This window comes from Exiguobacterium alkaliphilum 12/1 (assembly GCF_000714435.1).
GTDB classification, from domain to species: Bacteria; Bacillota; Bacilli; order Exiguobacteriales; family Exiguobacteriaceae; genus Exiguobacterium; species Exiguobacterium alkaliphilum.
The window spans coordinates 34638-58356 of sequence record NZ_JJMW01000021.1; the positions used below are offsets into that span (position 1 = coordinate 34638).

Consider the following 23719-nt stretch of genomic DNA (forward strand, 5'->3'; position numbering starts at 1 on the left):
TTAACAGATAGTATGTGGCAACTGATCAATTTCGTCCTACCGTTTTGTGCGGCATGGATTGGCTTCATGGTCGTCTACCGTTGGATGGAAAAATAGAACCCAGCCTCTGATTCGTCAGAGGCTGGGTTTCTTATGAAAACATACCAATCAAACAGCCGCAGATGACCATGCCGGCAGTATAAAACTTGAAGCGATGCCGTTCCCAAAATGATTCGGTCATCGTGTCACCGCCACTTCCGTGAGGTCACCCTCGACCATTTGAAGAAACGCCTCGTCCGGGTCAGTCGTCCCGGACGCCGCGAGCCAGTCGTCGTAGCTGCCCTCATAAAGAACGCGCCCTTCATGTAAGAAAATGACGTTGGCATCGAGCTGGGCGAGGTCATGCAACTGATGGGTCGAGATGAGACACGTCCGACCGTCTTCGACGAGCCGCTGAATCCGGCGCATGATGTGGATGCGTGACGCCGGATCGACCCCGCTCGTCGGTTCGTCGAACAAGTAAAGCGCACGTTTCACCGACGAGAGGAGTGTGACGAACAGCCATTTGCGTTCGCCGACCGACATCTTTCCGAGCTTCATCTTCCACAAATGTTCGAACCGTTCTTGTTCCCGGGCGCTCGAAAGCCCATTCATGTATGTCTCAAGACGTTTGAAATCGGGACGTTTCGTGAGGCGGCCGATGAAATACGTCAAGTCTTTTCCGGTCAACTCATTGTGATACATCATATGTTGCGTCAAATAGAGCATGTCCTGTGACGGGACGAGCTGAAGCGTGCCCGCTTCGATTGGGAGCGTCCCGGTCATGCAGTCGAAGAGTGTCGTCTTCCCGGCTCCGTTCAGCCCGATTAAGACGTTTAATTTATGCGGGTGGAGCGTGAACGAGACGCCGTCGAGCACGGGACATGGCGCTTTCGGATACGTATAGCGTAACTGTTGAATATGCATGACTTCCTCCTAACGTGTGACCGAAGAGATCAAATTGAAGCGCTGGATGGCAAATAGGCCGACGAAGACGTATCCGGCAAGAGCGAACAGCGTCATCATGAGATTAAACGACACATCCACTTGGACGACGATATGAACGATGGCGAGCGATAATTGGAGTAGCGCGTAAAACGGGTTCGCATAGCCGAACCAGACGTCCGGCTGCTTAATCGCCAAATAAAACAACGGAAAGGCGAGCAGGTTCGCGAATCGCATCAAGCTTGATACTTTGACGGGGAGAAGTGTAAGCGCGACGCTACCGAGCGCGAACGGGATGCTCCCGAGTAGGAGCAGGAGCGGCGTGACGAGATAGCTAAACGTGAACTGGCCGTGGACGAGCGTGACGACGATTGTGAAGAGCGACAGGCTTATGGCGGCGAAAACGAGCTGGGCCGATAAGATGGCGAGTATGTACGTATACTTGTTGCCTGAGATCATGACGTACGTCTTCATGAGACCATACTCTCGCATCCGGGCGAGCTCGAGGCCGATTCCGTTCAAGTAAGTCGCGAGTAGGATGTATACCCAAAAGGAAGACAAGTACATGGTGTAATCCGACGCGACCATCGTTTGAACATCCGGCGGGCTATACAAGAGGGCGATGCCAAGCGGGATGCCCATCGTCATCACGAACGGAATTTTATCTGTGAGGACGATTTTGATGTACAGAAAGAAATAACTTGAAATTTGATGCATGGGACACCTCATTGTCATTACAAGATTTTACCAAGGTATACGCTGTATACATGAAAAGGTTTCAAAAAAAACCCTTTGGAACAGCAACACGCTGCTCCAAAGGGTTATGGCTCGATTATCGTGTCATCACACCGTCGCGCTTCGCGATCTTATCGCTCACTTGTTGGCCGCTGAGCGTGACCATCGGCATCCCGCTGCCCGGATTGACCGTGCCGCCGACGAAGTACAGATTCTCATACAGTTCACTTTTCTTCTTATGCTTGAATCCGCCGTTCTGGTTTTTGTCCGACACGGTCCCGTAAATCGCACCACGGTCTGACCCGTACATGCGCTCGATGTCGTGCGGCGTCCAGACGTTTCGCGTGACGATGTTGTCCCGAAGACCATCCATCCCCATCCGTTCGAGCTTATCGAGCACCCGTTCCTCAAACGCCGCGTAATCGGCCTCGGTGAACGGGTCTTCTTGAATGTACGGGATGTGCGGCAAGATTTTAATGTTCTCATGTCCCGCCGGTGCTTGGGTCGGGTCGGTCTTGTTGACGTTCACCAAATAGATTGTCGGGTCGTCAGGCAACTCGTGTTTGTCGAAAATCTTCTCCATCTGTTCCTGCAAGTTTTCTGAGAAGAAGAAGTTGTGGTGTGCGAGTGCCGGGAATTCTTTTTTGACGCCGAGATGGAGTACGAAGCCGGAGCTGGCCGGTTCGTATTTATCGACGAGTTTGTCGACGAACGCCTCTTCGACATCGACCATCTTTTGATAGAACGGGATGACTTCCATGTTCGAAACGTAGTAATCGGCAGAGCGGAGTCGTCCGTCCTCGAGCTCGATCGCCGAGATGTTCCCGTTGAGCGTATGCGCCCGAACGACGCCTTGTCCGGTGTTTAGCTTCACGCCAATCTCTTCGGCGAGTGTTGTCAAACCTTCGGCGAGCTTATGTGTGCCACCTTCGACGTACCAACATCCTTGCGCGTGCTGCATGTAAATCATCATATTGAGAACGGCCGGGGCGCTATATGGCGATGACCCGACGTATTTGACATAATACGACAGCATCGTCCGGAGGTGCGGGTTGCTGATTCGTTTCGAGATGGCGCTGTACATCGTCGACGCCAAATCAAAGCCCATGAGCGTCGCAATCGGACCGATTTGCGTGACCGCCTCGAACGGCGACTCAAACCCATCCTTTAAGTAACTGCGCTCTGTCGTGTTATAGATGCGCTCGGCATAGTTCAATAGCTTGCGATATTCTTTCATGTCTTTCTTCGACAGCGACGGGTTCGCGTTCGCCATCACGTCGAGATCGTGATACAAGTCGAGCACCGTTCCGTCCGGGAAGAACGAACGCCACTCCAAGTCTAACCGCTTAATCGGCACGTAGTCTTCCATCCGTTTGCCGCTCCCGGTGAACAACTTCTCAAAAATTTGCGGCATCGTCAAAATCGACGGGCCGAGGTCGAACCCGAACCCGTCTTGTTCGAGACGGTTCACTTTCCCGCCGATATGGTCGTTCTTTTCATATAAAGCCACGTCATAGCCTTTTTGTTTAAGCGAGATGGCTGCCGAAATCCCGCCTAGCCCCCCACCGATGACAATCACTGACTTGTTCACGCTCTGCATACACGTACCGCCTCTTTCCGACATGATTTATGAAACGCTTATTGATTCATTTGCCACTATTGCCTCTATTCCCTGCACGCACACTTCTGAACATTCAATTTCAGCACATTGGAAAGACGGATGTGCTGTTTAAACTTTGTTTAAATTTGCTGTTTATTCTAAGGCTATAACCAAAAGGAGGAGCAACAGAATGAAAAAAACATGGAAATGGATCGTCGGGGCGGCGCATCGGCGAGCTATGCGATAGACGTTGATTTGACGTAAACAGACGGCTTACGCAACGGGATGACACCGGACCAAATGAATCGCATTTTTGAACGGTTCTATCAAGCAGACCCTTCAAGGCATCAAGGTGAATCGGGGTTTGGCATGGCCATCGTTCAGAAAATCGTAGCGTTACGACTCATCCCGCTCGATCTCATCCCGTATGGACTCGGCAATTTGAGTTAGGTCATGCCGATTTTTTTTACGGGGCGACCGCCATCAAGGAAGTGATAGTGTACGGGAGCGGTTTCTTCGGGGTTTGGCCGTATTTACTTGGACTCGTCATCTATGCGACCGTACTCTACTTATTGAATATGCGTGCGCTCGGAAAGTATCGGGGGCATTAATAAAAATAAGCCGAATCACATGTCGCGTGATTCGGCCCGTTTTTGCCCGACATATTGAATGACAGCGGACGGTCCTTGGTGCAGCCGTCCTTCTTGTCGTTCCACGATTCCGTCGAAGAAGTGACGAGTCTCGAGCGAGTCGGAAAGGACAGAGAAGGCGTCCGTCGTGTAAAGAAGTGCCTTGTCTTTCGGTCCGCCCGTTCCAAACTCGAGTTGCGCCTCGCTATACACCTCGATCATGAAGAATCCTCCTGGTCTCAACGCGCGCGTCACGCCTTTTAACACGGCGGTTTGCACGTCTTTCGGGAAGTGCCCGAAAATACAGACGATGACGTCAAACGATTCAGCCGGCCAATCCGCTATCGCTAAATCGACAAGGTGTGTCGTGAGCGATACGCCGCGACGCAATGCTAAACGTTCCGCTTTCTCGAGACCGACACGTGAATAGTCCCACATCTCGACGTCGAGCCCTTGTTCAGCAAGCCAGACGGCGTTTCGGCCTTCTCCTTCGGCAATGGCGAGCGCCTGCATCCCATCGCTTAAAAGATGTCGTTGACTTCGCAAAAACTCGTTCGGTTGTTCCCCGTACACGTATTCTTCTGTATCGAACCGCTCATCCCATAACATGGTGATGACCTCCTTATGCAACAGCTTTCTTTCATCATATCTGAAGTGAATACGCAGAACAAAAAAAGCATCTGAGCAGATGCCCGGATGCTTAACGTTTGAGAAGTAAAGCGACGCCCGCCACGAGAAGCGCGAGTCCGCTAAACAATCGTACTTGATTGCAAGTCACTATCTTTCACCCCTATATGTCCTGTCATTTTTTGGCGACGCGAAGCTGTGTCCGTTCCATCTCCCGATAGATGGATAAGATTTCGGTGCCATAGTTGCCTTTTGGCTGCATCGCCCATTTACGATGGAGCGCCGGCCACGTCGTCGCCGATCCTCGTTTCACATAATGGAAGCGTGGGTCGACACGTGTCATGTTCAAGTCGTCCTTGGAGGCGTACGCCTTCAGATGTTGAATTTGGGCCGTCACCCCTTGGTGTGGAGACCGGAAGAAATGGCCTTTCACCCCTTTGCCGACCGTGCCGATGCCTGAGTAGTTATGTTGTCTCGGCAGAACATCGCCCTTATAGCTGAAGTAGCCAGTCTCTTTCAACGCTTGCGCGAACGCGACATCACCGCGGACACCTTCTTTCGCCCCGATGATGATGAATAGCTTCGCCAGCTCCTCGACCGTCACCCCTTCGAGTCGAACGTTATGCGGATTCTTTCGTTTCACGAAGTCGGCCATCTGTTGAGGCGTCACAGTGGAAGAACCCATGATTGAACGATTCTCTTTCTTTGATGAGGCTTCTGCTGATGATAGTGGTACGAAAGGCGAGAGTAACAGTAACGCGACAGTCAAACACGTGACGAGCCAGTTTTTCATCATCCATTCCTCCTAAACGATTGAACAAACTATGAAAATAATACCATATAATTTGTAGTCAGAATATTAAATTTAAATAAAAAGGGAACTAAATCCAATAAATCATCGTACAAAGTAGCGAGGTGGTGGGAATGGAAAAACAGCAACGCATGCGAGAAATTGTAGCTTACCAGAAAAAATGGATGCCGAACAGCCGAGCCGTGAGGATATGCGGTTTTTGAATCCATAAGAAAAGCCGTCCTAATGGGCGGCTTTTCATTGCATTAATTCGCTTTTTTAAGTTGTTGATCTTCTTCTTTGAAATCAAGGTTTCGAACATCGACCCGCTTCACGAAGAAGGCGAGGACGAGCGCCAAAATGTTCATGCCGAGGGCGACATAAAACGAGACTTGAATCCCTGAGAGGAGTGCTTGCTGCGTCAACGCGCCCATCGCACTCTCGGTGAGTGTCGCCGGGTCGACGCCGGTCATGAGCGATTCGGCTTCTGTCCGTGTAACTGAGTTCATGATGGTGACGAGGACGGCCGTCCCGATCGCACCCGAAACTTGTTGGGCAGTGTTGTTGATGGCCGTCCCGTGCGGGTTAAGATGCGTCGGCAATTGATTGAGACCATTAGTCATGACGGGCATCATGACCATCGACATCCCGAACATGCGGAGCGTATATGTCATGACGATATACGTGTACGTCGAATCGAGTTGGACGTGAGCGAGCATATACGTCGAAACGGCTGTAATCGTGAGACCGATAATCGACAGCAACTTCGGTCCGAACTTATCGAACAGTTTCCCGGTGATTGGCGACATGATACCCATGATGATGGCCCCTGGGAGGAGCATGAGTCCGGAGTCGAGCGGCGAGATGCCACGGACGCTTTGAACGTAGGCCGGTGTCAAAATCATTCCGGAGAACATGGCGACGGCGTTGACAATCGCAATAATCGATGCGAGTGCGAACATCGGGTATTTATATGCCCGTAGGTCAAGGAGTGGTTTTTCCATGTTGAGTTGACGGATGACAAACGCGATTAAAGCTGCCAATCCGACAATGATGGTCGTCAAGACGATCGGGTTGTCCCAACCGTCAGAACTTGCCGAACTGACACCATACAAGACGCCACCAAAACCGATTGTGGATAAGACGAGTGACAAATAGTCGAGCGATTGTTCTTTGTTTTGCACCATGACGTTCTCTGCTTTCCAAATCGCGAGGGCGAGACCGATGATGGCGAGTGGGAGAATCATTTCGAACAAGACGCGCCAGTCATAGTACTCGACGATGTAACCCGACAGTGTCGGACCAATCGTTGGCGCTGAAATCATGACAAGCCCGAAGATTCCCATCGCCGTCCCACGTTTTTCACGCGGGAAACTGACGAGCATGACGTTCATGAGGAGCGGCCCCATCGTCGAGGCGCCGACCGCTTGAATCATTCGTCCTGTGAGCAACCAGCCGAACGTCGGCGAGAATGCAGCGATGGCTGTACCGGCCGCGAAGATGGCCATCGAAGTGATAAAGAGCGTCCGGTTCGAGAAACGCGTGATCAGATAAGCAGACGCCGGGACGAGGACACCCGTCACGAGCATAAAGCCGGTCGCGAGCCATTGCACGGTCGAATAGTCAGCAATCTCTAAGTCGACCATGATGGACGGGAGCGCGACGTTAAGTAATGAGTTGTTTAAGAAGGCGATGAACGCCCCTGCGAACAGAACCGCGAGCATAAGATATGGCGGTTTCTTTTGGAATTCTGGTTTCATACGAGTTGCTCCTTTATGTTCTGAATAGTTATATACTAGTAAGTGTCGATGTGATGATTTTATACCCATTGTACAAATAAATCAACCATTTTGAACCGTTAGTTCAAAATGGTATACTTAAGCTACAAACTAAGCAGAACGGAGCCCGTAAAATATGAAAGATAAGAAACGAAAAGTGGCTGACGTCGCGATGAACTTATTCATTGAGAATGGTGTCCAGCAAACGTCGGTACAGGAAATCATTGAGCGAGCTAATATCTCAAAAGGAACGTTTTATAATTATTTCGCCTCGAAGACAGACTGTGTCGCAAACATCCTTGAAAACTTGCGCTATGACGCGGGGCAACGCCGGATTGAAATGCAGATGGGCCGAGATAAACGTGACAAGGATGTCTTTATCGAACAAATCTCGATCCTCATCCAATTAAATGAAGAACGTAATCTTCATGCCTTGTTCGAGTCAATCATGTCCGCAAATGAACCGGAGTTAAAGAAACTCGTCTTACAGCATCGTGTGTATGAGATTGAATGGCTCGCAATGCGCTTGACCGAAATCATCGGGGAAGAGATTCGGCCGTACTCTGTCGAATTGACGGTACTTTTTAACGGGATGTTGCAGCACATCTTATTCACCCTCCGGATTACGAACACGGCCTATTCGATTCAAAAGCTCGTCCGAAACTTATACACCTATGTGGAGTTAATGGCAGCCCGTATGATTGAGACGAACGAACACATATTGAATCCGGTAACCGTCGAACAGATGCGCGGGACGACGGACAAAAACCTCGTCACGAAAGATGAACTCATTGAAATGGCCGAACGGATTCGCACGCACGTGAAGATGAACGAGGAGCAGGCGGATCTGTTCGACGCGATCACGTACGAGTTGCATCACGAAAGGATCCGTAAGATTGTCCTCGAGCAGTTGTTGAAGCCGTTCCAACGACTCTTTAAAGGCGTGACGGGCGAAACGGAAGTCCAAAAATTCACGAACCTCGTCTGGTTATATACGCGTACGCACTAACATTAAACTGCAGAAATGAAATAAGGAATCACTCAAATTGATTTGAGTGATTCTTTATTTTTAATGATGAAAATTAGAACAACAGTAGAACTATATGGGAAAAATGGGTAAGTGAATATAAAGAGATTAAGCGTCTTCAACTTAAGATAGGAGGGTCTAACTATGGTAATGGATATCCTTGCATTAGTCAGCCTAGGTTTAATGATAGGTGGAATTATTTATGGTGTTATCTCCATTTATCGTTACTTTATCAAAAAAAATATTACACTCTTCCCAATGATACTTGGCGGTTCAATTTTTCTAGTAGGAGTTTGGCTGACTTTTATTGTAGGCCTTCTTGAAAATAATCAGCAAGATACCGCATCAGATTCTGGGCAAGGAAGTATTGTCGTAAATACGGAAGAAATAGAAAATGTAGAAGAAGATGAATCATTGAGTGAAAATGAAGAGTCAGATAATGATGAAAATAATATAGAGCCGACACTCGAAGAATTCATGCGAGAGGTAAAGGCAAAGGACCCGTTGTCAAATTACAAAGATTATATGGATTCTTATGAATTAGAAATTAATCGTGGATACAGCGTGTATAATCAAAAAATTGATGAAGTTACGATTGATGGACAGAACATAGTTGTCGTGTACAATAATAATTCGGTTATCGAAGTCACAACAAATAAAAATATAGAGCAAGTAAGAGATGAATACGTGAGTAAAAACCAAGAGGAGCTAACCACTACAATCAGTGGATCGACAGATATGGGGACAGATGCGATTTCACTTGAAGAGGGATTCGCTGTTATCGAGAGTACGTATAATGGTTCAGGTAACTTTTCTGTTGTTCTTCAAGACTCGCAAGGCCAAATGTTAGATTTACTTGTCAATGAAATCGGGAGTTACAAGGGAAAGAGCTTTGTTTGGGTTGAAGAAACAGGAGACTACTATTTAAACATAAATGGGAACCAAGGTGATTGGAACATTAAAATTATGCAATACCGTCCTTTAGATGTAGAAAACTTACCTGGTAACTTAAAGGGTAATGGGGATGATGTCATCTTTTTTGAAATCAATCAAGGGAGCTATCAAATAGCTTTAACGCATAATGGAAGCTCAAATTTTGCGGTGACAGTTAATGCAGCAAATTTATTAGTAAATGAAATTGGTAACTATGAGGGGTCACAACGATTTTCTTTTGAGAATTCTAGTACGTATGTTTTCGTTGTAAAAGCAGACGGGGACTGGACGATCACTGTTAAAGAATAGAGCGAAAAAGAACAAATCTTAAATTGTTTCTAGGTGTACGCACTAACGACAAAAAGTTTCCAAATGCAGTAATATAGAAGAAAGACGTCATAAAAATGAATCGCAAAATATTCCACGAAAAAGAATTGATTCCTACAAATTCATGCGCTACAATCAAAGTACCGAAAGCGCTTTCGGGAAGAGGAGACTGACATGGGTACGATTTATGATTTAGCTAAGAAAACGGGCTTCTCCATCACGACCGTCTCTAAAGCGTTGAACAATTATAAAGACGTAAGTGATAAAACGAGGGCCAAGATTTTACAGGCTGCGGCTGAGATGGACTACTTACCGAACGCACACGCCCAATCGTTATCGACGAAGAAGTCGTGGGCCATCGGCGTCATGTTCTCAGAAGCGAACGAAGTCGGGATGAAACATCCGTTCTTCAACGGCATCATCGAAAGTTTTCGTCACGCGACAGAAGAGCAAGGCTACGATTTAATCTTCGCCTCGCGAAACCTGCGCAACCGTGACATGAGTTACTTGGAACACTTCAAACATCGGGCCGTCGACGGCATCGTCGTCATCTGTTCGGACCGGATGGACGAACAAGTTCAAGAGCTCATGCAAAGCGATATCCCAATCGTCGTCGTCGACATGGACAGCGCCAACTGTAGCGTCGTCTATTCCGACAACATCGAAGGGGCACGCCTCGCGGTGAACTACTTGCACGACCTCGGACACGTTCGAATTGCGCACATCGCTGGGGACCAGACGATTGATGCGGGAGCCGCTCGTGTGAAAGGGTATGAACTTGCCATGGAGGCGATCGGTCTTCCGATTGAACCCGGGTACTTGGTCAACGCCGGTTTCTTCTCGGTTGGAGAAGGCAAACAGGCGATGGAAAAGTTGCTCGACCTCGAGTCACGTCCGACCGCGGTATTCGTCGCCGGCGACCAGATGGCCATCGGTGCGATTGAAGCCATCCATGAACGGGGGCTACGCGTGCCGGAAGACATTTCCGTCATCGGATACGACGATATCGAAATGGTTCAATACATTACGCCGAAGCTGACGACGATTCGCCAAGATACGGACGAAATCGGCGAAGCGGCAGCGGAACTGTTGATTGAACAAATGACCGCCAAGGAACGACGGACCGAGCGTCGCGTCATTCCGGTCAAATTGATGGAACGGGCGTCATGCGCGCCATTACAAGTGAAGAACTGACGATGATCTTTCGAAGTCGCTCTGTTCCCTTCAGCGGGATGGAGAGAAGAGAGCGATTTCGAAGCATCATTCACTAAAAATCGAAACCGCTTTCGATTATTTATTTCAACCAAACCGAAAGCGCTTTCGACAATTATTTACCTCTTCTTGCAAACGCTTTCTAAAAACCTTAAAAAGGATGGGACTTACACATGCGTAAAAAATTAGTCAGCTTACTTTCAATCGGTGCACTTTCAGTCGGCGTCTTGGGCGCATGCTCAAACGACGAAGGAACTTCAGGTTCTACTTCAGGCTCGAAAGACGACGTCCTCAAAGTTTGGTCGTTCACAGATGAGTTGAAAGAACCAATCAAAACATACGAAGAGCGTAACGGTGTCAAAGTTGAATTGACAATCGTGCCAATCGCCGACTATCCGACAAAATTGAAGCCAGCACTCGAGAGCGGCGTCGGAGCACCTGACGTATTCACAGGTGAAATCGCCTTCCTCAAGCAATGGGTAGATGCAGGCTATTGGGAAAACCTCTCGGACGAGCCATACAACGTCAACGAAATCGCTGACGACTACATCCCTTACGTCTTCGACCTCGGGAAAGACTCAGAAGGCAATGTGCGCGCTCTTTCATGGCAAACGACACCAGGTGGCGTCTACTACAAACGTAGCTTAGCGAAAGAAGTGCTCGGCACGGACGATCCGGCTGAAATCGGAAACATGATGAGCTCGATGGACGGCGTCTTCGAAGTCGCTGAGAAGATGAAAGAAAAAGGCTACAAAATGTTCCCAGACGAAGGCGCGATCCGTTGGTTCTCACAAGGCGCGAACCCAGAAGCATGGGTAAACGAAAACAACGAACTCGTGTTGACAGAAGACAAGATCAACTACATGGACTACGCGAAAGAGCTTCGTGACAAGCAGTACACGGCACTCGCTCCTGAATGGTCACCATCTTGGTTCGAAGGTATGTCGAAACCAATCAAAGTGAAAGAAGGCGGCACAGAGACAGAAACACAAGTCTTCTCATACGTCCTTCCGACATGGGGCCTTCACAGCGTCTTGAAAGACAGCGCGAAAGACACAGCCGGCGACTGGGCAGTCACAAACGGCCCAAGCCCGTACTTCTGGGGCGGCACATGGCTCGGTGTGTACGAAGGATCGAAAAACAAAGAAGCCGCTTACGACTTCGTCAAACTCATGACACAAGACGAAGAGTTCTTGACGGACTGGGCTGAAGAGACAGGCGACGTTCTTGCCTTCAAACCAGTAACAGACAAAATCAAAGACGACTTCAGCGATGAGTTCCTCGGCGGACAGAACAACTACGAGTTCTTCCTTGGCCAAGCGGATGAAATCACACCAGGTATCGTCACGAAGTACGATCAACAGCTCGACACGCTTTACGGCGCTTCGGTCCTCCAATACGTGGAAGGCAAGAAGACGAAAGAAGAAGCGATTGCCGAATTCAAGAAACAAGCGAAAAACGCTTACCCAGATATCCAAGTTGACTGAAGCCAGCTAATCCTTGGGGGGACGACCCTCCCCCCTAAGGGTTGCTATGGAAGGAGTAACACGACGTGAAAAAACTAGACCGCTATGGCTATGCCTTTATTGCCCCGTTTTGGGTCGTCTTTTTGACATTCAGTATCTACCCGGTCTTCTTGACCCTGTATTACAGTTTCACCAACTATACCGGCAGCCCAGGAGAAGAAATCGTCGGCTTCGCGAACTACGCGCGTTTGTTGACGGATACGTTCTTCATCGAGGCGTTCGTCAATACGATCAAGATTTGGGGAGTAAACTTCGCCTTACAGATCGGTCTTGCATTGGCACTGGCACTCTTGTTCTCTGACCTTCGATTGAAGCTCAAAGGACTCGCGTTCTTCCGCTCGTTCTTTTATCTGCCTAACTTGATCACAATCAGTTCGGTCGCGCTCTTGTTCGGAATCTTGCTCGACTGGCAGCACGGTTCACTCAACATGATTCTTCTCAAAATCGGAATCATCTCAGACCCAATCAACTGGCTATCGCAACCGGTGACGGCACAACTGTCCGTCTCGCTCATCTTGACATGGATGTGGTTCGGTCACTCGTTCATCATCGTCATGGCCGGCGTATCGGGTATCTCAAAAGACTTCTTCGAAGCCGCCCATATCGATGGCGCGAACCGTTGGCAAATGTTCACGTATGTCACGTTACCATTACTCAAACCAATTCTCTTGTACATCATGATCACGTCGCTCATCGGCGGCCTTCAATTGTTCGATCTTCCGCTCCTCTTGACGGACGGAATCGGTGCACCGGACGGCTCACTTAACACGATGGTCCTTTACCTGTACAACCAAGCGTTCAAGTATAACAACTATGGCTATGCGGCAGCGGTCGCTTACGGCTTGTTCTTGATCACGCTCGTCTTCTCGGCGGTCGTCTTCAAAGGCATGTTCCGTAAAGAGCGCGCTGCGCAGAAGGGAGCATAAGCAATGGAACAGAATGCAGAAACACGGCGTATGCTCGCCGACAGCGAAGTACAGCCGCCGCGTGAAGAGAAACCGCTTCGCGTGGAGCCACCGAAACAAAAGCAAAAGAAAAAAATCTTTAGCCGCGGTGTCATTTACACCGGGTTGATCGTCTTGACGATCGTCTGTTTCATCCCGTTCCTCATGATGCTCGTCAACGCGACGCGGACGAACGGAGAAATCATGTCTGGTTTCTCCCTCATCCCGGGTACGGCGCTTATCGACAACTATGCGATTTTAAGCGACTACATCAACATTTGGACCGGCTTCAAAAACAGTTTGATTATCGCCGTGCTCGTCACGTTGCTCTCCGGTTACTTCTCGGCGATGACCGCGTTCGGCTTCGCGTTCTATGAGTTCAAAGGCAAAAACGCGATGTTCATCTTCATGCTCGTCATGATGATGGTACCAGGACAGCTCGGTTTGATCGGATTCTACGAGATTTCGAAGACACTCGGAATTCTCGACTCGTTCATCCCGCTCATCATCCCGTCGATCGCGAGTCCGTTCGTCGTCTTCTTCATCCGCCAGTACACGCAGGCGACGCTTCACGTCAGTATGATTGAAGCGGCCCGGATTGACGGCGCGAGTGAGCTTCGCATCTTCCATACGATCGCACTCCCGATGATGATGCCGGCCGTCGCCACGATGTCGATCTTCACGTTCATCGGCTCATGGAACAACTACTTGATGCCGCTCGTACTCTTGTTCTCACCAGAGAAGTACACGCTCCCGGTCCTCATGGGCTTCTTGAAAGGTTCACAAGTCGCCGAGAACCTCGGTGCCTTGTATCTCGGTATCGCCATCTCGGTCGTGCCGATTATGATCGCCTTCTTGTTCATGTCGAAGTATATCGTCAGCAGTATTTCGGCTGGCGCGGTCAAAGAATAATAGAGAAAAGAGGAAAACACTATGCAATTTAATAAAGACTTCGTCTTCGGAACGGCGACATCTTCGTATCAAATCGAAGGTGCGCACAACGAAGACGGACGGACGCCGTCGATTTGGGACATGTTCTGTGACATCGACGGACGCGTGTTCGAGAAGCATAACGGGGACGTCGCTTGCGATCATTACCACCGCTTCGAAGAAGACATCCAGCACATCAAACAGCTCGGTGTCGACACGTACCGTTTCTCGATCGCTTGGCCGCGCATCTTCCCGGCGAAGGGGGAGTTCAACCCGGCTGGGATGGCGTTCTACAAGACGCTCGCGACACGTCTCCGTGAGGAAGGCATCAAACCGGCCGTCACGCTCTACCATTGGGACCTCCCGATGTGGGCACATGAAGAAGGCGGCTGGGTGAATCGCGACTCGGTCGACTGGTTCCTCGACTACGCCAAAGTGTGCTTCGATGAGCTCGACGATGTCGTCGACTCATGGATCACACACAACGAGCCGTGGTGTGCCGGCTTCCTCGGCTACCACCTCGGCGTCCACGCGCCGGGTCACCGCGACTTGAACGAAGCGGTCCGCGCCGTTCATCATATGCTGCTTTCACACGGGAAAGCGGTCGAACTGTTGAAACAGGAGTTGAAGTCGACGACGCCGATCGGTATCACGCTCAACTTGTCGCCGGTCTATGCGAAGACGGACTCGGTGAACGACCGTCTCGCGCAAAACAACTCGGACGGCTACTCGAATCGCTGGTTCCTCGACCCGGTGTTCAAAGGCCAGTATCCGGTCGATATGATGAACTTGTTCGCGAAGTACGTGCACACGTACGACTTCATCAAACCGGGCGACATGGAGACAATCTCGACAGAGTGCGACTTCTTCGGTATCAACTTCTATAGCCGCGGACTCGTCGAGTTCAGCGCGGCGAATGACTTCATGACAGTGGCTGCGTACTCCGATTACGAGAAGACGGGCATGGGCTGGGATATCGCCCCGAACGAGTTCAAAGACCTGATCCGTCGCCTACGTAACGAGTACACAGACCTTCCAATCATCATCACAGAGAACGGCGCGGCGTATGACGACGTGCTCGAGAACGGCGAAGTCCATGACGTGAAACGCATCGACTACGTCCAAAAGCACCTCACTGCCGTGTCTGACTTGAACGACGAAGGCATGAACATCTCAGGGTACTATCTCTGGTCGCTCATGGACAACTTCGAATGGAGCTTCGGTTACGAGAAACGCTTCGGCATTCTCTACATCGACTTCGAGACGCAAGACCGTGTGTGGAAAGACAGCGCGAAATGGTACGCCGACGTCATCGCCGACCATAAAGCGAAATACGCAGACAGCGTCGAAGCATAATAACTTAAACAGCCAGTTCCTGCCGCTACAGGGATTGGCTGTTTTTGTGTGGAACCAACTCGGGCAGGGAACGTAAGAAGTAGGGAGAGGAGGACGGATGATGGCGTTAGACCATAGAACGAATCACAGGAAAAGACGACGTCGCTCATGATGATGTCATTGTTGTGCTGGTTCCTATACGGGTTGCTCTATGGGTTCGTCCATTTTGACGTCCTCGTTATCGTATTTGTCTTGTTCTCCTCGTTTCTCGGGGTGAAAGGACTGATTGCACGTGATAAACAAATCGAGCGAGAACGGGACGTTCGTCGTCTCGATGTGGAAATCGATTCAGAAGAAGGAGAGATGTTAATGAAACGCGAGTATGCGACATACGAAGTGACAGGCTATGACGACAAAGGAAAAATCAAGTTCGTCCATTTGAAGGAAGGCGAGTTCGTCTTACCGGTCGAGATTAAAGGGGACGACTTGACGAAAATCAGGAAGATGATGCAACTCAATCCAGGGGTGACGGTCATCGTCCATGCGGCCGTCGACCAGAAACGGATGCGCCTATTAGAGATTGACGGCTATTCGCTCCGGAAGGACGGTTGACGATGGCCCTTACAAAACTGGCGTCGCGTGACGGAGTGACCGATCTTTCAATCGAGAGTTATGCGTACGCGTATGAAGAAGCCGACAACATCCATGACGCGGCGTGGCATCGGAATTGGGTCGGCTTCCACGCGCCGGAGCACCGCATCACATTCGATGACATCATGCTCGACAGTCTACTCGTCGCGCACTGTATACCGACGTTCGAATCGTTTGTGGCCGGTGACGTGCGACAAGTTGAGTTTACGCCGACAGAACCGTTTGTCAGCTTGACGTTGACGCGACGGGACTTGAGTGGAGATGAAGTGGACGTTCGAGGTCATCTTGAACATTCGCTTGGTGACGAGACTGAAGCGCTCGACTTTGCATTTGAGACGTCTGTCTTAGAAGTGGAGCAGTTCTTACAAGGGTTACGAGAAATCGCAAGTGAGTTCCCAATACGGGGTTCCCTCACATAAAACACCCATCTGTCGAAACATGACAGATGGGTGTTTTCATGCGTTTGTTTTATGGCTTGAAATTAAAAATTGATAGTCGGTTGCTTCATCCGATGACGCTTCGGGCTCGTAGTTGTGAATCACGTGTCTAATTTGTCGATTTAACTCTTTCCATTGCGCATGTGTCAGTGTTTTCGTTGCGTAGCCGATTTCGGCCGTTCCTTCGTCTTGTTCAATAACATCTCGCTTCAAGGCTTGTGCGGTTTGATGAACTTGGACGAAATACCATTGAAGCACATGATTCAAGTTAGATGTTAAGAAATCACCTTCAATGGCAAGTTTATCGTCGGTGTATAAGTGGCGGCTTGAATAGTAATTTTCGAGGATATTTTTTACTTGTTCTTGTCGTTCGATACGCAATGCATCAATCTCGATTAATTTTTTGATTGGATAATATAAGTTCGCCGTTGGTTGTTTCATTAACTTGGCGATTTCTTTCGTATTTCGTGGCTCTTGCTTAGTATGCTCAAGAATCTGAAACGTCTTCTCGTCAAACAAAAGCTTGCCGATTTCTTGGATTTCTTTCATACGAAACCTCCTGACCAGTTATCAGTTTTATTATACGCTGATTTCTTCGATTGTAGGCAGGTCACGATTTTCTTTATTCATAGCAAAGTAAAACGAGATCGCGGTCAGTCCAAGCGCGCTACTAAACATCGTCCACTCTACACCAACTATTTGGGGTAACATCCCACCGAGGAGTGCACCGAGCGGGAGTGCTGCCACTAAAAAACTGTCTAACGTCGAGGATACACGGGCGAGCAAATGCTCGGCGATTGAGACCTGGAGAAACGTGATGAGCAAAATACTCATCATACCGAACGGGATGAATGCCAGCCCAAGAACGAGGATAGAGGCGAGGGGAGAAAGTAAAAAAACGGAGCTCATCCACAAACAACTTGAAAGAAACGGTAAGACAATGAGCAGACGACCAAGTGGATAATGCATAATGCGTAATACAAATATCGTCCCAATCAAGTTTCCAATCGTAATGGCCATAAGCATGAGCGCATAATACTCGCCACCGCCTTTACTTGCTGCATAAGCGGGCAAGACGGCTTGTGTGATTCCAAAACAAAAATTGGCAAGTAAGAACGGTGCGCAGATGACGACGATTTTGGTCGTGAAGAAATAATGAAGCCCTTCGTTTAATTCTTTACGATAGGAGGAGCCTTGTAAATTTGTGCTTGGGGTTACTGTGAACGGAACGCGAATCAAACTAAATAAAAGGGCGGCAAGGAGATAAGTGAAAGCATTGAATAAATAGATGTGTTCGATACCAAAGAAAAGAATGGCTGTTGCAAAGAGTCCTTTCATCGATAAATCGATGAGTTGGAGTCCGACACCGATTCTCGAGTTGAATTTCCCGCGATGTTCACGCGCGACAACGGTTGGCATGAGTGCGATCTCAGCTGTCCCTTCGATATTTTCTAAAAAAGAAACAAGGAACATGATGGTGATTACGAGATATACCGATTCATAACCAAGATATAGAGCAAGTGGAATCATCAACATGAGTACGAACTGAATGAACTGTGAATGGACGAGTACGCGTGATTTGTTCATTCGTTCAATCACAGGACCGAACAATACATTTAAAATTTTGGGGATCATCACCACGGCTGTTGCGACACCTGTGTAAAATGTGTTTTCGGTCAATGTGAAGATATACCAAATGACTGCGACTTGATACAAACTATCTCCGATGTTGGATAACAATCGTCCGCCAAACAACAAGGCACTATTTCGATTCCACATAAAAAAACCTCCTTTATCGTTAAAATAAATTTAAACGATAAAATTAAGTTTGTAAATAGTGGATTGGAAATGATTTTATCCCTCATGCGAACAGCTTACTCGGTTTGACGGTTAAGACGACGAATCCGATGTAAAATCTCGAGTTTCGGTACATCTGGATGCTGTCGTTGAACAATCTTGACACAGTCGGGAAAAGTTGTGGTCCGTAATAACTGAATAATTTGATCATCGAGTGCATCGTTTGGCGAAGTTTTCGTTTCGTCCGCCGAATCGCTTCGAAGCCAAAGTTGTGCCCCGAGCCAATGTACGACGACAATCGTACTTATCGTGAGCGGCGATAATACGAAATCCGGGAATACCCACGTCACACCGTATAAACTCCCTGCACTCGTCACAAGATGGGCGACGGCACGCCAGAACGGGTAGACCGTGTGCACGGAAGAAAAGACAGCGACGAGACCGTCGACGAGAAAGCCGAAGGCGAATGACATCCCGTAAAAGCAACTCAAGGCGAGAAACAGTGTGAGCGATGCGGGCATTTGATCTTGCAACAACCAAATGAGTCCGATATCTAATACAAACAAAGGAAGGACGAGCAGGGCGAGGAGCCCTCCAACAATCCCTCCTGACTGTAAAAATGATTTCATGATTGCGCCCGATAACGTCCCAGTGCGATGAACGCACTTACGAGAAAGACCATATGTAATGCAACGCCGATCAACATCGCATACGGGATGATTGATTGGAAGCCAAACCCGAAAGCAAGAGCAGCGCTCGATAAGATTATGAAGCTAGGGGTGTAGTTTTTCAAATCAATTGTCTCCTTTACTAGGGTGTATAGGTTGATGTTGTTTTCCAAACTGATAGCCGGTGAGTAAAAGGAATGCCATGCTTAAAAACAACGGATAGACAGATTGGATCGCAAGACCGACAAAGTCGGATATGCTTGATAAGAAACAGAAGCGCGAAGTGTTGTTCAGTTTCATTGTTTCCTAACTTTCTTAAGTAAGACAAAAGAAATCAAGAGTATAACAATCGAAATGACATAAAAGATGAGCAAGAAATCGCGATAGCGAACGTGATCCATTGCCATATCTTTCTCGTTATGTGCTTCCTCTCGGACTTCACCAATGTCCACCTTTTTACTCGTTTCCCTAAATATAACAGCCCTTCTCTGCGATGAGAAGGGCTGTCGTTATTTGCTTAGGCTGACGCTTTGTCTGCTTCTTCTTGTGCTTTTACTTCTTCACCGTATGACACGCGGTCTTGCATGCGGACGAACGGGAGGTAGACAGCGACGGCCATGGCAATCGTTGCAATCTGCAAGAGCGCTGCACGCCATCCGCCAATCAAGAAGCCAGAGATGATCGGTGGTGTCGTCCACGGCACTTGAAGTGCGTTGAACGGTTCGACCCAGCCCCAAAGGATTGAGAAGTACACCATGAACGATGCGATCGCTGGTACGATCACGAACGGGATGAACATGATCGGGTTGAACACGATCGGCATCCCGAAGATGACCGGCTCGTTAATGTTGAACACACTTGGTGCGAGCGAGAGTTTACCGAGCTGCTTCAAGTGAGCAGAACGGGCAACCATGAGCGTCGCGATGATGAAACCGATTGTGATTCCTGATCCGCCGAGCTTCGTGAAGACGTCGAGGAACTGGATTGTGACGATTTTTGCGTTCTCACCGACGACGAGTGCTTCACCCGAGTCGAGGATCGCTTGGTTTTGAAGCGCATTCGCTGTAAGGAGTGGCCCCATGATACCCATGATGATCGCCGCTCCGTGAATTCCACACCACCACATGACAGACATGAGCACCATGATGATGACCGCTCCTGCGAGCGTGTCCGTCAAGTTTTGAAGCGGTGCTTGAAGGACGTCATAGACGACTTCTGTGAACGTACGATCGGCAACCGCTTGGAACGTCGCAAAAGTCGCGACCGCGAGTGAGACGATGGCGAGACCTGGGATCAACGCCGAGAATGAGTTCGAGACACCTGGTGGAACACCGTCAGGCATTTTGATGCTGATGCCACGTTTGATGAACTGCGAATAAATAAATCCTACCGCTAAACCGACGACGATAGCAGCGAGGACACCTTGTCCACCTGTCCATACTTTCGGAATAACTCCGCCGACTGTTTCTCCACCTTCAGAGAGGACAGACGCCTGCGTGATGATCAAGAACGAGATAATCCCGAGGATACCGGCTGGTACGCCTTCGATTTTCTCGTTTTTGACGTACGAGTAAGCGATTCCAAAAACACCGATTAACGCAAGGATGTCAAACGTGGCACCGACGACTTGCGTGAGCGGGAGCGTCCAATCGGCTCCGAACAGGCCTGACATGAATTCGGCCCAGCCTGGAATCGGGAGCGCGAGGATGAGCAAGAACAAGGACCCGATGATCGTCATCGGCATCGTCAGGATGAACCCGTCCTTAATTGCAAGGACGGGTTTGGCGTTCGCGAAACGAACGAACCCTGGCGTGAATTTTTCAAATACGGTTTCTAAGCGGCTCATGGGGAACCTCCTTATAGGTTTTCAGCGCGTGTCGCGATAATGTCTTTGTACCAGTAGAACGACTTCTTCTTCTTCCGTTCGAGGCCGTTGGCGTGGTCGACGTAGATGAAGCCATATTGTTTCTTGTAACCGTTGAGCCAGCTGAGAAGGTCAATCGCTGACCAAGCGTAATAGCCTGCGACGTTGATGCCTTGTTCAACCGCGTGCTTGACGGCACGGATGTGTCCTTCGATATATTCGATGCGTGGGTCGTCGAGGATTTCGCCGTCAACGATCGGGTCGACGTCACCGAGACCGTTCTCTGTGATATAGATTTTCACGTCGCCGTAACGATCCTTGAGCATGTGCATGCCGTCGAGGAACGCTTCCGGTGAGATTTCCCAAGACCATTTCGTATAGACTTTGTCGTCCATCATGACCGTCTTGTAGACGCCGTCGAATGACGGGTTACCTGGACGTCCTGTCGAGTTCTCGCGGCCGCCGGCCATGACGAGCGCCGAGTCATTTTTCATGACACGTTGCGGGCTGTAATAGTTGAGACCGATGAAGTCGTTCATTGAAGCCGTACGCTTCAAGAGATCGAGTTCTTCGTCTGTCATCTCCGGGAGAAGACCTTGTTCGTCGAGTCCTTTGACGACGTATTCCGGATACGTTCCTTTAAGAACCGGGTCATAGAACCAGTGCGTCGCGTACGCGTTCGCGTGCATTTCAGCGAACTTGTTCTCTTCAGCGTCATCGATGCTGAAGGCCGGGTTGAACACGTGTGTGATTCCGATCTCCCCTTCGTATCCGTTTTGTTTGAACAATTCGACGGAACGCGCGTGGGCGATATTAACATGGTGCGTCGTTTGGAAGTAACCTTTGACGTCGCCTTCGATGCCCGGTGGGTGTGCCCCAGTCAAGTAGCCGAGCGAGCAGAAGATAACCGCTTCATTGAACGTGATCCAGTGACGGACACGGTCGCCGAACGATTGGAAACAAGTATCGGCGAAACGGACGAATGCGTCAACCGTCTCTTTGTTCTTCCAGCCGCCTTTTTCTTCGAGCGCTTGTGGGAGGTCCCAGTGGTAGAGTGTGACGAACGGGACGATGTTGTGCTTCAAGCACTCGTCAATCAAGTTGTTGTAAAACTCGAGCCCTTTTTCGTTCACTTCGCCCGTGCCGTTCGGGAAGACACGCGGCCATGAGATCGAGAAGCGATAGGATTCAAGTCCCATCTCCGCCATGAGCGCGATATCTTCTTTATAACGGTGGTAATGGTCGACGGCGACGTCGCCGTTCGTATCTTCAAATGTTTTTCCAGGGATTTTCGAGAAGACGTCCCAGTTCGAGAGTCCTTTCCCGTCCTCGTTCCATGCGCCTTCGACTTGGTAAGAAGCCGATGCCGCGCCGAACAAGAAATCTTTAGGCATTTTCAAAGTGGTCACCTCAGTTGAATTATTTGTTCGCAAGTTTCATTGCGTGGTCGAATACTTTTGCGCCGTTCATCATGCCGTAGTCGATCGTGTTGATGACGTCGATTGGCACGCCTTTTGGCTCACAGATTTGTTTGCCTTTTGAGAGCAAGTACTTCACTTGTGGTCCGAGAAGGGCGACGTCGAGGTTGTCGACATACGTTTCCATCTCTGATTCTGGATAAGCTGCGATTTCTGCCTCAATCCCGCGTTCAGCTGCGACCGCTTTCATTTTTTCCACTAACATACTTGTTGACATACCTGCTGCGCAGAAGAGTCCGATTTTCATCATTTTTGATCCATTCCTTTCAATTGGTTGATTTCGTTTTGCATGTTCATCATATAGCCGAGCATCTCTTTGACGAGGATCGTGTTCATTAAGTGGTCTTGCGCGTGCACCATGAGGACGCCGACCGTAGCCGTTTTTCCTTGTGCTTCGAGTGTGACGAATTTCGTTTGGATGGCGTGTGCTTCTTTCAATGTCGCATCACCGGTTTTCACTGCTTCAGCCGCTTCCTCCGCCTTGCCTTCTTGCATGAGGAGCATCGCGTGATGGTAGCTCGCTTTGGCGTCACCCGAGAGGGCGATTAAACCGAAGATGTCTTCGGGAGTAATTTCGATTGTTTCAGAAACCATAATATCTCTCCTTTTTGTATGGATAACCTGAATTCATAGGTACAAATTCTACAAACTGATAGTAGCACGATACCGCTTACATGTAAACCCTTACTTTTTGTACAAGATGTGAACGAAAAAAAAAGCACGCGAGAATGGGCTCTCGCATGCGTTTAAGATTTAATGTTTGAGACTTTGAGCATCTTCACATGACGGAAATGATGAGTCGAGCGTGAGACGTCAAAGATTTGCCCGTTCGTCAAATAGACGGTGTTGTCGACGAGGAGGGCCGGATCGTTCTCGTTCAGCTCCAGCAGTTTCGCATCTTCCGCGTTTAAGAAGTCGGCATAGATGACGCGGTCGGCGAAGCCGATGGCGAGCTTCTGGTCGTTCCGGAAGTAGTTGTAAATCGACTGTTCCGTGATGTTTCGGTCGAGATAGACGACGAGGTCTTTACGGAAATACGAGTCCTCAATCGAGAACGGGTGGTCGTCGACGAGACGAAGACGTTTCACGTAATAGACGGGAATCCCGACTTTACACCGCATTCGTTCTGCGACTTCTTCGTTCGCTGTCGTCAATTCAAAATCGAGCACGCGTGTCTCGACTTTTCGGCCACTGAAGTCGCTCGTGAGACCTTGTAATTTCTCTAAGTTCACGTAATCGCTCATATAGTGATCGCGGACGAAGACACCGCTTCCCTGCACTTGATAGACGTAACCTTTATTGACGAGGATTTCAATCGCTTTTCGAACGGTGTTCCGGCTGACGCCGTATTTCGTCGCGTATTCGTCCTCGGTGAGGAGTTTATTCGTATGTTGATAGACGTGATTCATAATATCAGTCTCAATCCGGGAGGCAACTTGTTTGTACTTAGGACCCATAACTGTCTGCA

24 protein-coding genes are annotated in these 23719 nt (G+C 49.1%); 10 read left to right on the plus strand and 14 right to left on the minus strand.

The features are described 5' to 3' along the window. Window positions 1-216: 216 nt before the first annotated feature. The 3 genes from RT52_RS05255 to RT52_RS05265 all read right to left on the minus strand — a co-directional run bounded on the left by RT52_RS05255 (window position 217) and on the right by RT52_RS05265 (window position 3298). The gene (locus RT52_RS05255; RefSeq protein ID WP_034815623.1) at window positions 217-945 is read right to left on the minus strand and encodes an ATP-binding cassette domain-containing protein; all 729 of its coding nucleotides are present in this window, start codon (window positions 943-945) and stop codon (window positions 217-219) included. 9 nt (window positions 946-954) lie between these two features. Beyond that, window positions 955-1680, minus strand: coding sequence for a hypothetical protein (locus RT52_RS05260; protein ID WP_034815625.1), 726 nt, complete (start codon window positions 1678-1680; stop codon window positions 955-957). A 115-nt stretch (window positions 1681-1795) separates the two neighbouring features. Further along, on the minus strand, window positions 1796-3298 hold the full coding sequence (locus RT52_RS05265) for a phytoene desaturase family protein (protein WP_034815628.1): 1503 nt from the start codon (window positions 3296-3298) through the stop codon (window positions 1796-1798). Window positions 3299-3583: 285 nt separating this feature from the next. Here RT52_RS05265 and RT52_RS16320 point away from each other — a divergent pair, with 285 nt between their 5' ends. Further along, entirely contained in the window at window positions 3584-3748 is a 165-nt protein-coding gene (locus tag RT52_RS16320; protein WP_260577706.1) for a sensor histidine kinase, read from the plus strand. A 176-nt stretch (window positions 3749-3924) separates the two neighbouring features. Here RT52_RS16320 and RT52_RS05270 read toward each other — a convergent pair whose 3' ends face one another. The 3 genes from RT52_RS05270 to RT52_RS05280 form a co-directional block, all read right to left on the minus strand. After that, on the minus strand, window positions 3925-4536 hold the full coding sequence (locus tag RT52_RS05270) for a class I SAM-dependent methyltransferase (protein WP_034815630.1): 612 nt from the start codon (window positions 4534-4536) through the stop codon (window positions 3925-3927). A 193-nt stretch (window positions 4537-4729) separates the two neighbouring features. Further along, on the minus strand, window positions 4730-5350 hold the full coding sequence (locus tag RT52_RS05275; RefSeq protein WP_034815632.1) for a glucosaminidase domain-containing protein: 621 nt from the start codon (window positions 5348-5350) through the stop codon (window positions 4730-4732). A gap of 260 nt (window positions 5351-5610) precedes the next feature. Next, window positions 5611-7104 (minus strand): DHA2 family efflux MFS transporter permease subunit, encoded by a 1494-nt coding sequence (locus tag RT52_RS05280; protein WP_156028782.1) that lies wholly within the window; start codon window positions 7102-7104, stop codon window positions 5611-5613. Between the two features lie 154 nt (window positions 7105-7258). Here RT52_RS05280 and RT52_RS05285 point away from each other — a divergent pair, with 154 nt between their 5' ends. The 9 genes from RT52_RS05285 to RT52_RS05325 all read left to right on the plus strand — a co-directional run bounded on the left by RT52_RS05285 (window position 7259) and on the right by RT52_RS05325 (window position 16426). Continuing rightward, window positions 7259-8131, plus strand: coding sequence for a TetR/AcrR family transcriptional regulator (locus RT52_RS05285; RefSeq protein ID WP_034815634.1), 873 nt, complete (start codon window positions 7259-7261; stop codon window positions 8129-8131). Between the two features lie 162 nt (window positions 8132-8293). Beyond that, a complete protein-coding gene (locus RT52_RS05290; protein WP_034815636.1) occupies window positions 8294-9391 on the plus strand; it encodes a hypothetical protein in 1098 nt (365 codons plus the stop codon). A gap of 192 nt (window positions 9392-9583) precedes the next feature. Further along, window positions 9584-10603, plus strand: a complete 1020-nt coding sequence (locus tag RT52_RS05295; protein ID WP_034815638.1) for a LacI family DNA-binding transcriptional regulator — start codon at window positions 9584-9586, stop codon at window positions 10601-10603. 191 nt (window positions 10604-10794) lie between these two features. Continuing rightward, a complete protein-coding gene (locus RT52_RS05300) occupies window positions 10795-12108 on the plus strand; it encodes an ABC transporter substrate-binding protein (RefSeq protein WP_034815641.1) in 1314 nt (437 codons plus the stop codon). 65 nt (window positions 12109-12173) lie between these two features. Then, a complete protein-coding gene (locus RT52_RS05305) occupies window positions 12174-13073 on the plus strand; it encodes a carbohydrate ABC transporter permease (RefSeq protein WP_034815644.1) in 900 nt (299 codons plus the stop codon). Between the two features lie 3 nt (window positions 13074-13076). After that, on the plus strand, window positions 13077-14003 hold the full coding sequence (locus RT52_RS05310; protein ID WP_209325629.1) for a carbohydrate ABC transporter permease: 927 nt from the start codon (window positions 13077-13079) through the stop codon (window positions 14001-14003). Window positions 14004-14024: 21 nt separating this feature from the next. Next, the gene (locus tag RT52_RS05315) at window positions 14025-15377 is read left to right on the plus strand and encodes a GH1 family beta-glucosidase (RefSeq protein ID WP_034815646.1); all 1353 of its coding nucleotides are present in this window, start codon (window positions 14025-14027) and stop codon (window positions 15375-15377) included. 150 nt (window positions 15378-15527) lie between these two features. Further along, complete coding sequence (locus RT52_RS05320; RefSeq protein WP_162174540.1) at window positions 15528-15968, plus strand: hypothetical protein; 441 nt, start codon at window positions 15528-15530, stop codon at window positions 15966-15968. Between the two features lie 2 nt (window positions 15969-15970). Beyond that, window positions 15971-16426 carry a WapI family immunity protein gene (locus RT52_RS05325; RefSeq protein ID WP_034815650.1) on the plus strand — a complete coding sequence of 152 codons (456 nt, stop codon included), beginning with the start codon at window positions 15971-15973 and terminating at the stop codon, window positions 16424-16426. Window positions 16427-16462: 36 nt separating this feature from the next. Here the strand turns inward: RT52_RS05325 and RT52_RS15990 are convergent, their stop codons facing one another. From RT52_RS15990 to RT52_RS05365, 8 genes are all read right to left on the minus strand, one after another. Next, window positions 16463-16993 (minus strand): helix-turn-helix domain-containing protein, encoded by a 531-nt coding sequence (locus RT52_RS15990; RefSeq protein WP_051690280.1) that lies wholly within the window; start codon window positions 16991-16993, stop codon window positions 16463-16465. 30 nt (window positions 16994-17023) lie between these two features. Next, complete coding sequence (locus RT52_RS05335) at window positions 17024-18223, minus strand: MFS transporter (protein ID WP_034815651.1); 1200 nt, start codon at window positions 18221-18223, stop codon at window positions 17024-17026. 95 nt (window positions 18224-18318) lie between these two features. Continuing rightward, the gene (locus RT52_RS05340; protein WP_034815653.1) at window positions 18319-18870 is read right to left on the minus strand and encodes a hypothetical protein; all 552 of its coding nucleotides are present in this window, start codon (window positions 18868-18870) and stop codon (window positions 18319-18321) included. A gap of 556 nt (window positions 18871-19426) precedes the next feature. Next, window positions 19427-20755, minus strand: a complete 1329-nt coding sequence (locus tag RT52_RS05345; RefSeq protein ID WP_034815655.1) for a PTS sugar transporter subunit IIC — start codon at window positions 20753-20755, stop codon at window positions 19427-19429. A gap of 11 nt (window positions 20756-20766) precedes the next feature. After that, a complete protein-coding gene (locus RT52_RS05350; protein ID WP_034815656.1) occupies window positions 20767-22173 on the minus strand; it encodes a GH1 family beta-glucosidase in 1407 nt (468 codons plus the stop codon). A 19-nt stretch (window positions 22174-22192) separates the two neighbouring features. Beyond that, entirely contained in the window at window positions 22193-22501 is a 309-nt protein-coding gene (locus RT52_RS05355; protein WP_024371995.1) for a PTS sugar transporter subunit IIB, read from the minus strand. After that, window positions 22498-22845, minus strand: a complete 348-nt coding sequence (locus tag RT52_RS05360) for a PTS lactose/cellobiose transporter subunit IIA (protein ID WP_034815658.1) — start codon at window positions 22843-22845, stop codon at window positions 22498-22500. Before RT52_RS05360 ends, RT52_RS05355 begins: the two co-directional genes overlap by 4 nt. A gap of 152 nt (window positions 22846-22997) precedes the next feature. After that, window positions 22998-23708, minus strand: coding sequence for a GntR family transcriptional regulator (locus tag RT52_RS05365; RefSeq protein WP_034815665.1), 711 nt, complete (start codon window positions 23706-23708; stop codon window positions 22998-23000). Between the last annotated feature and the right edge of the window lie 11 nt (window positions 23709-23719).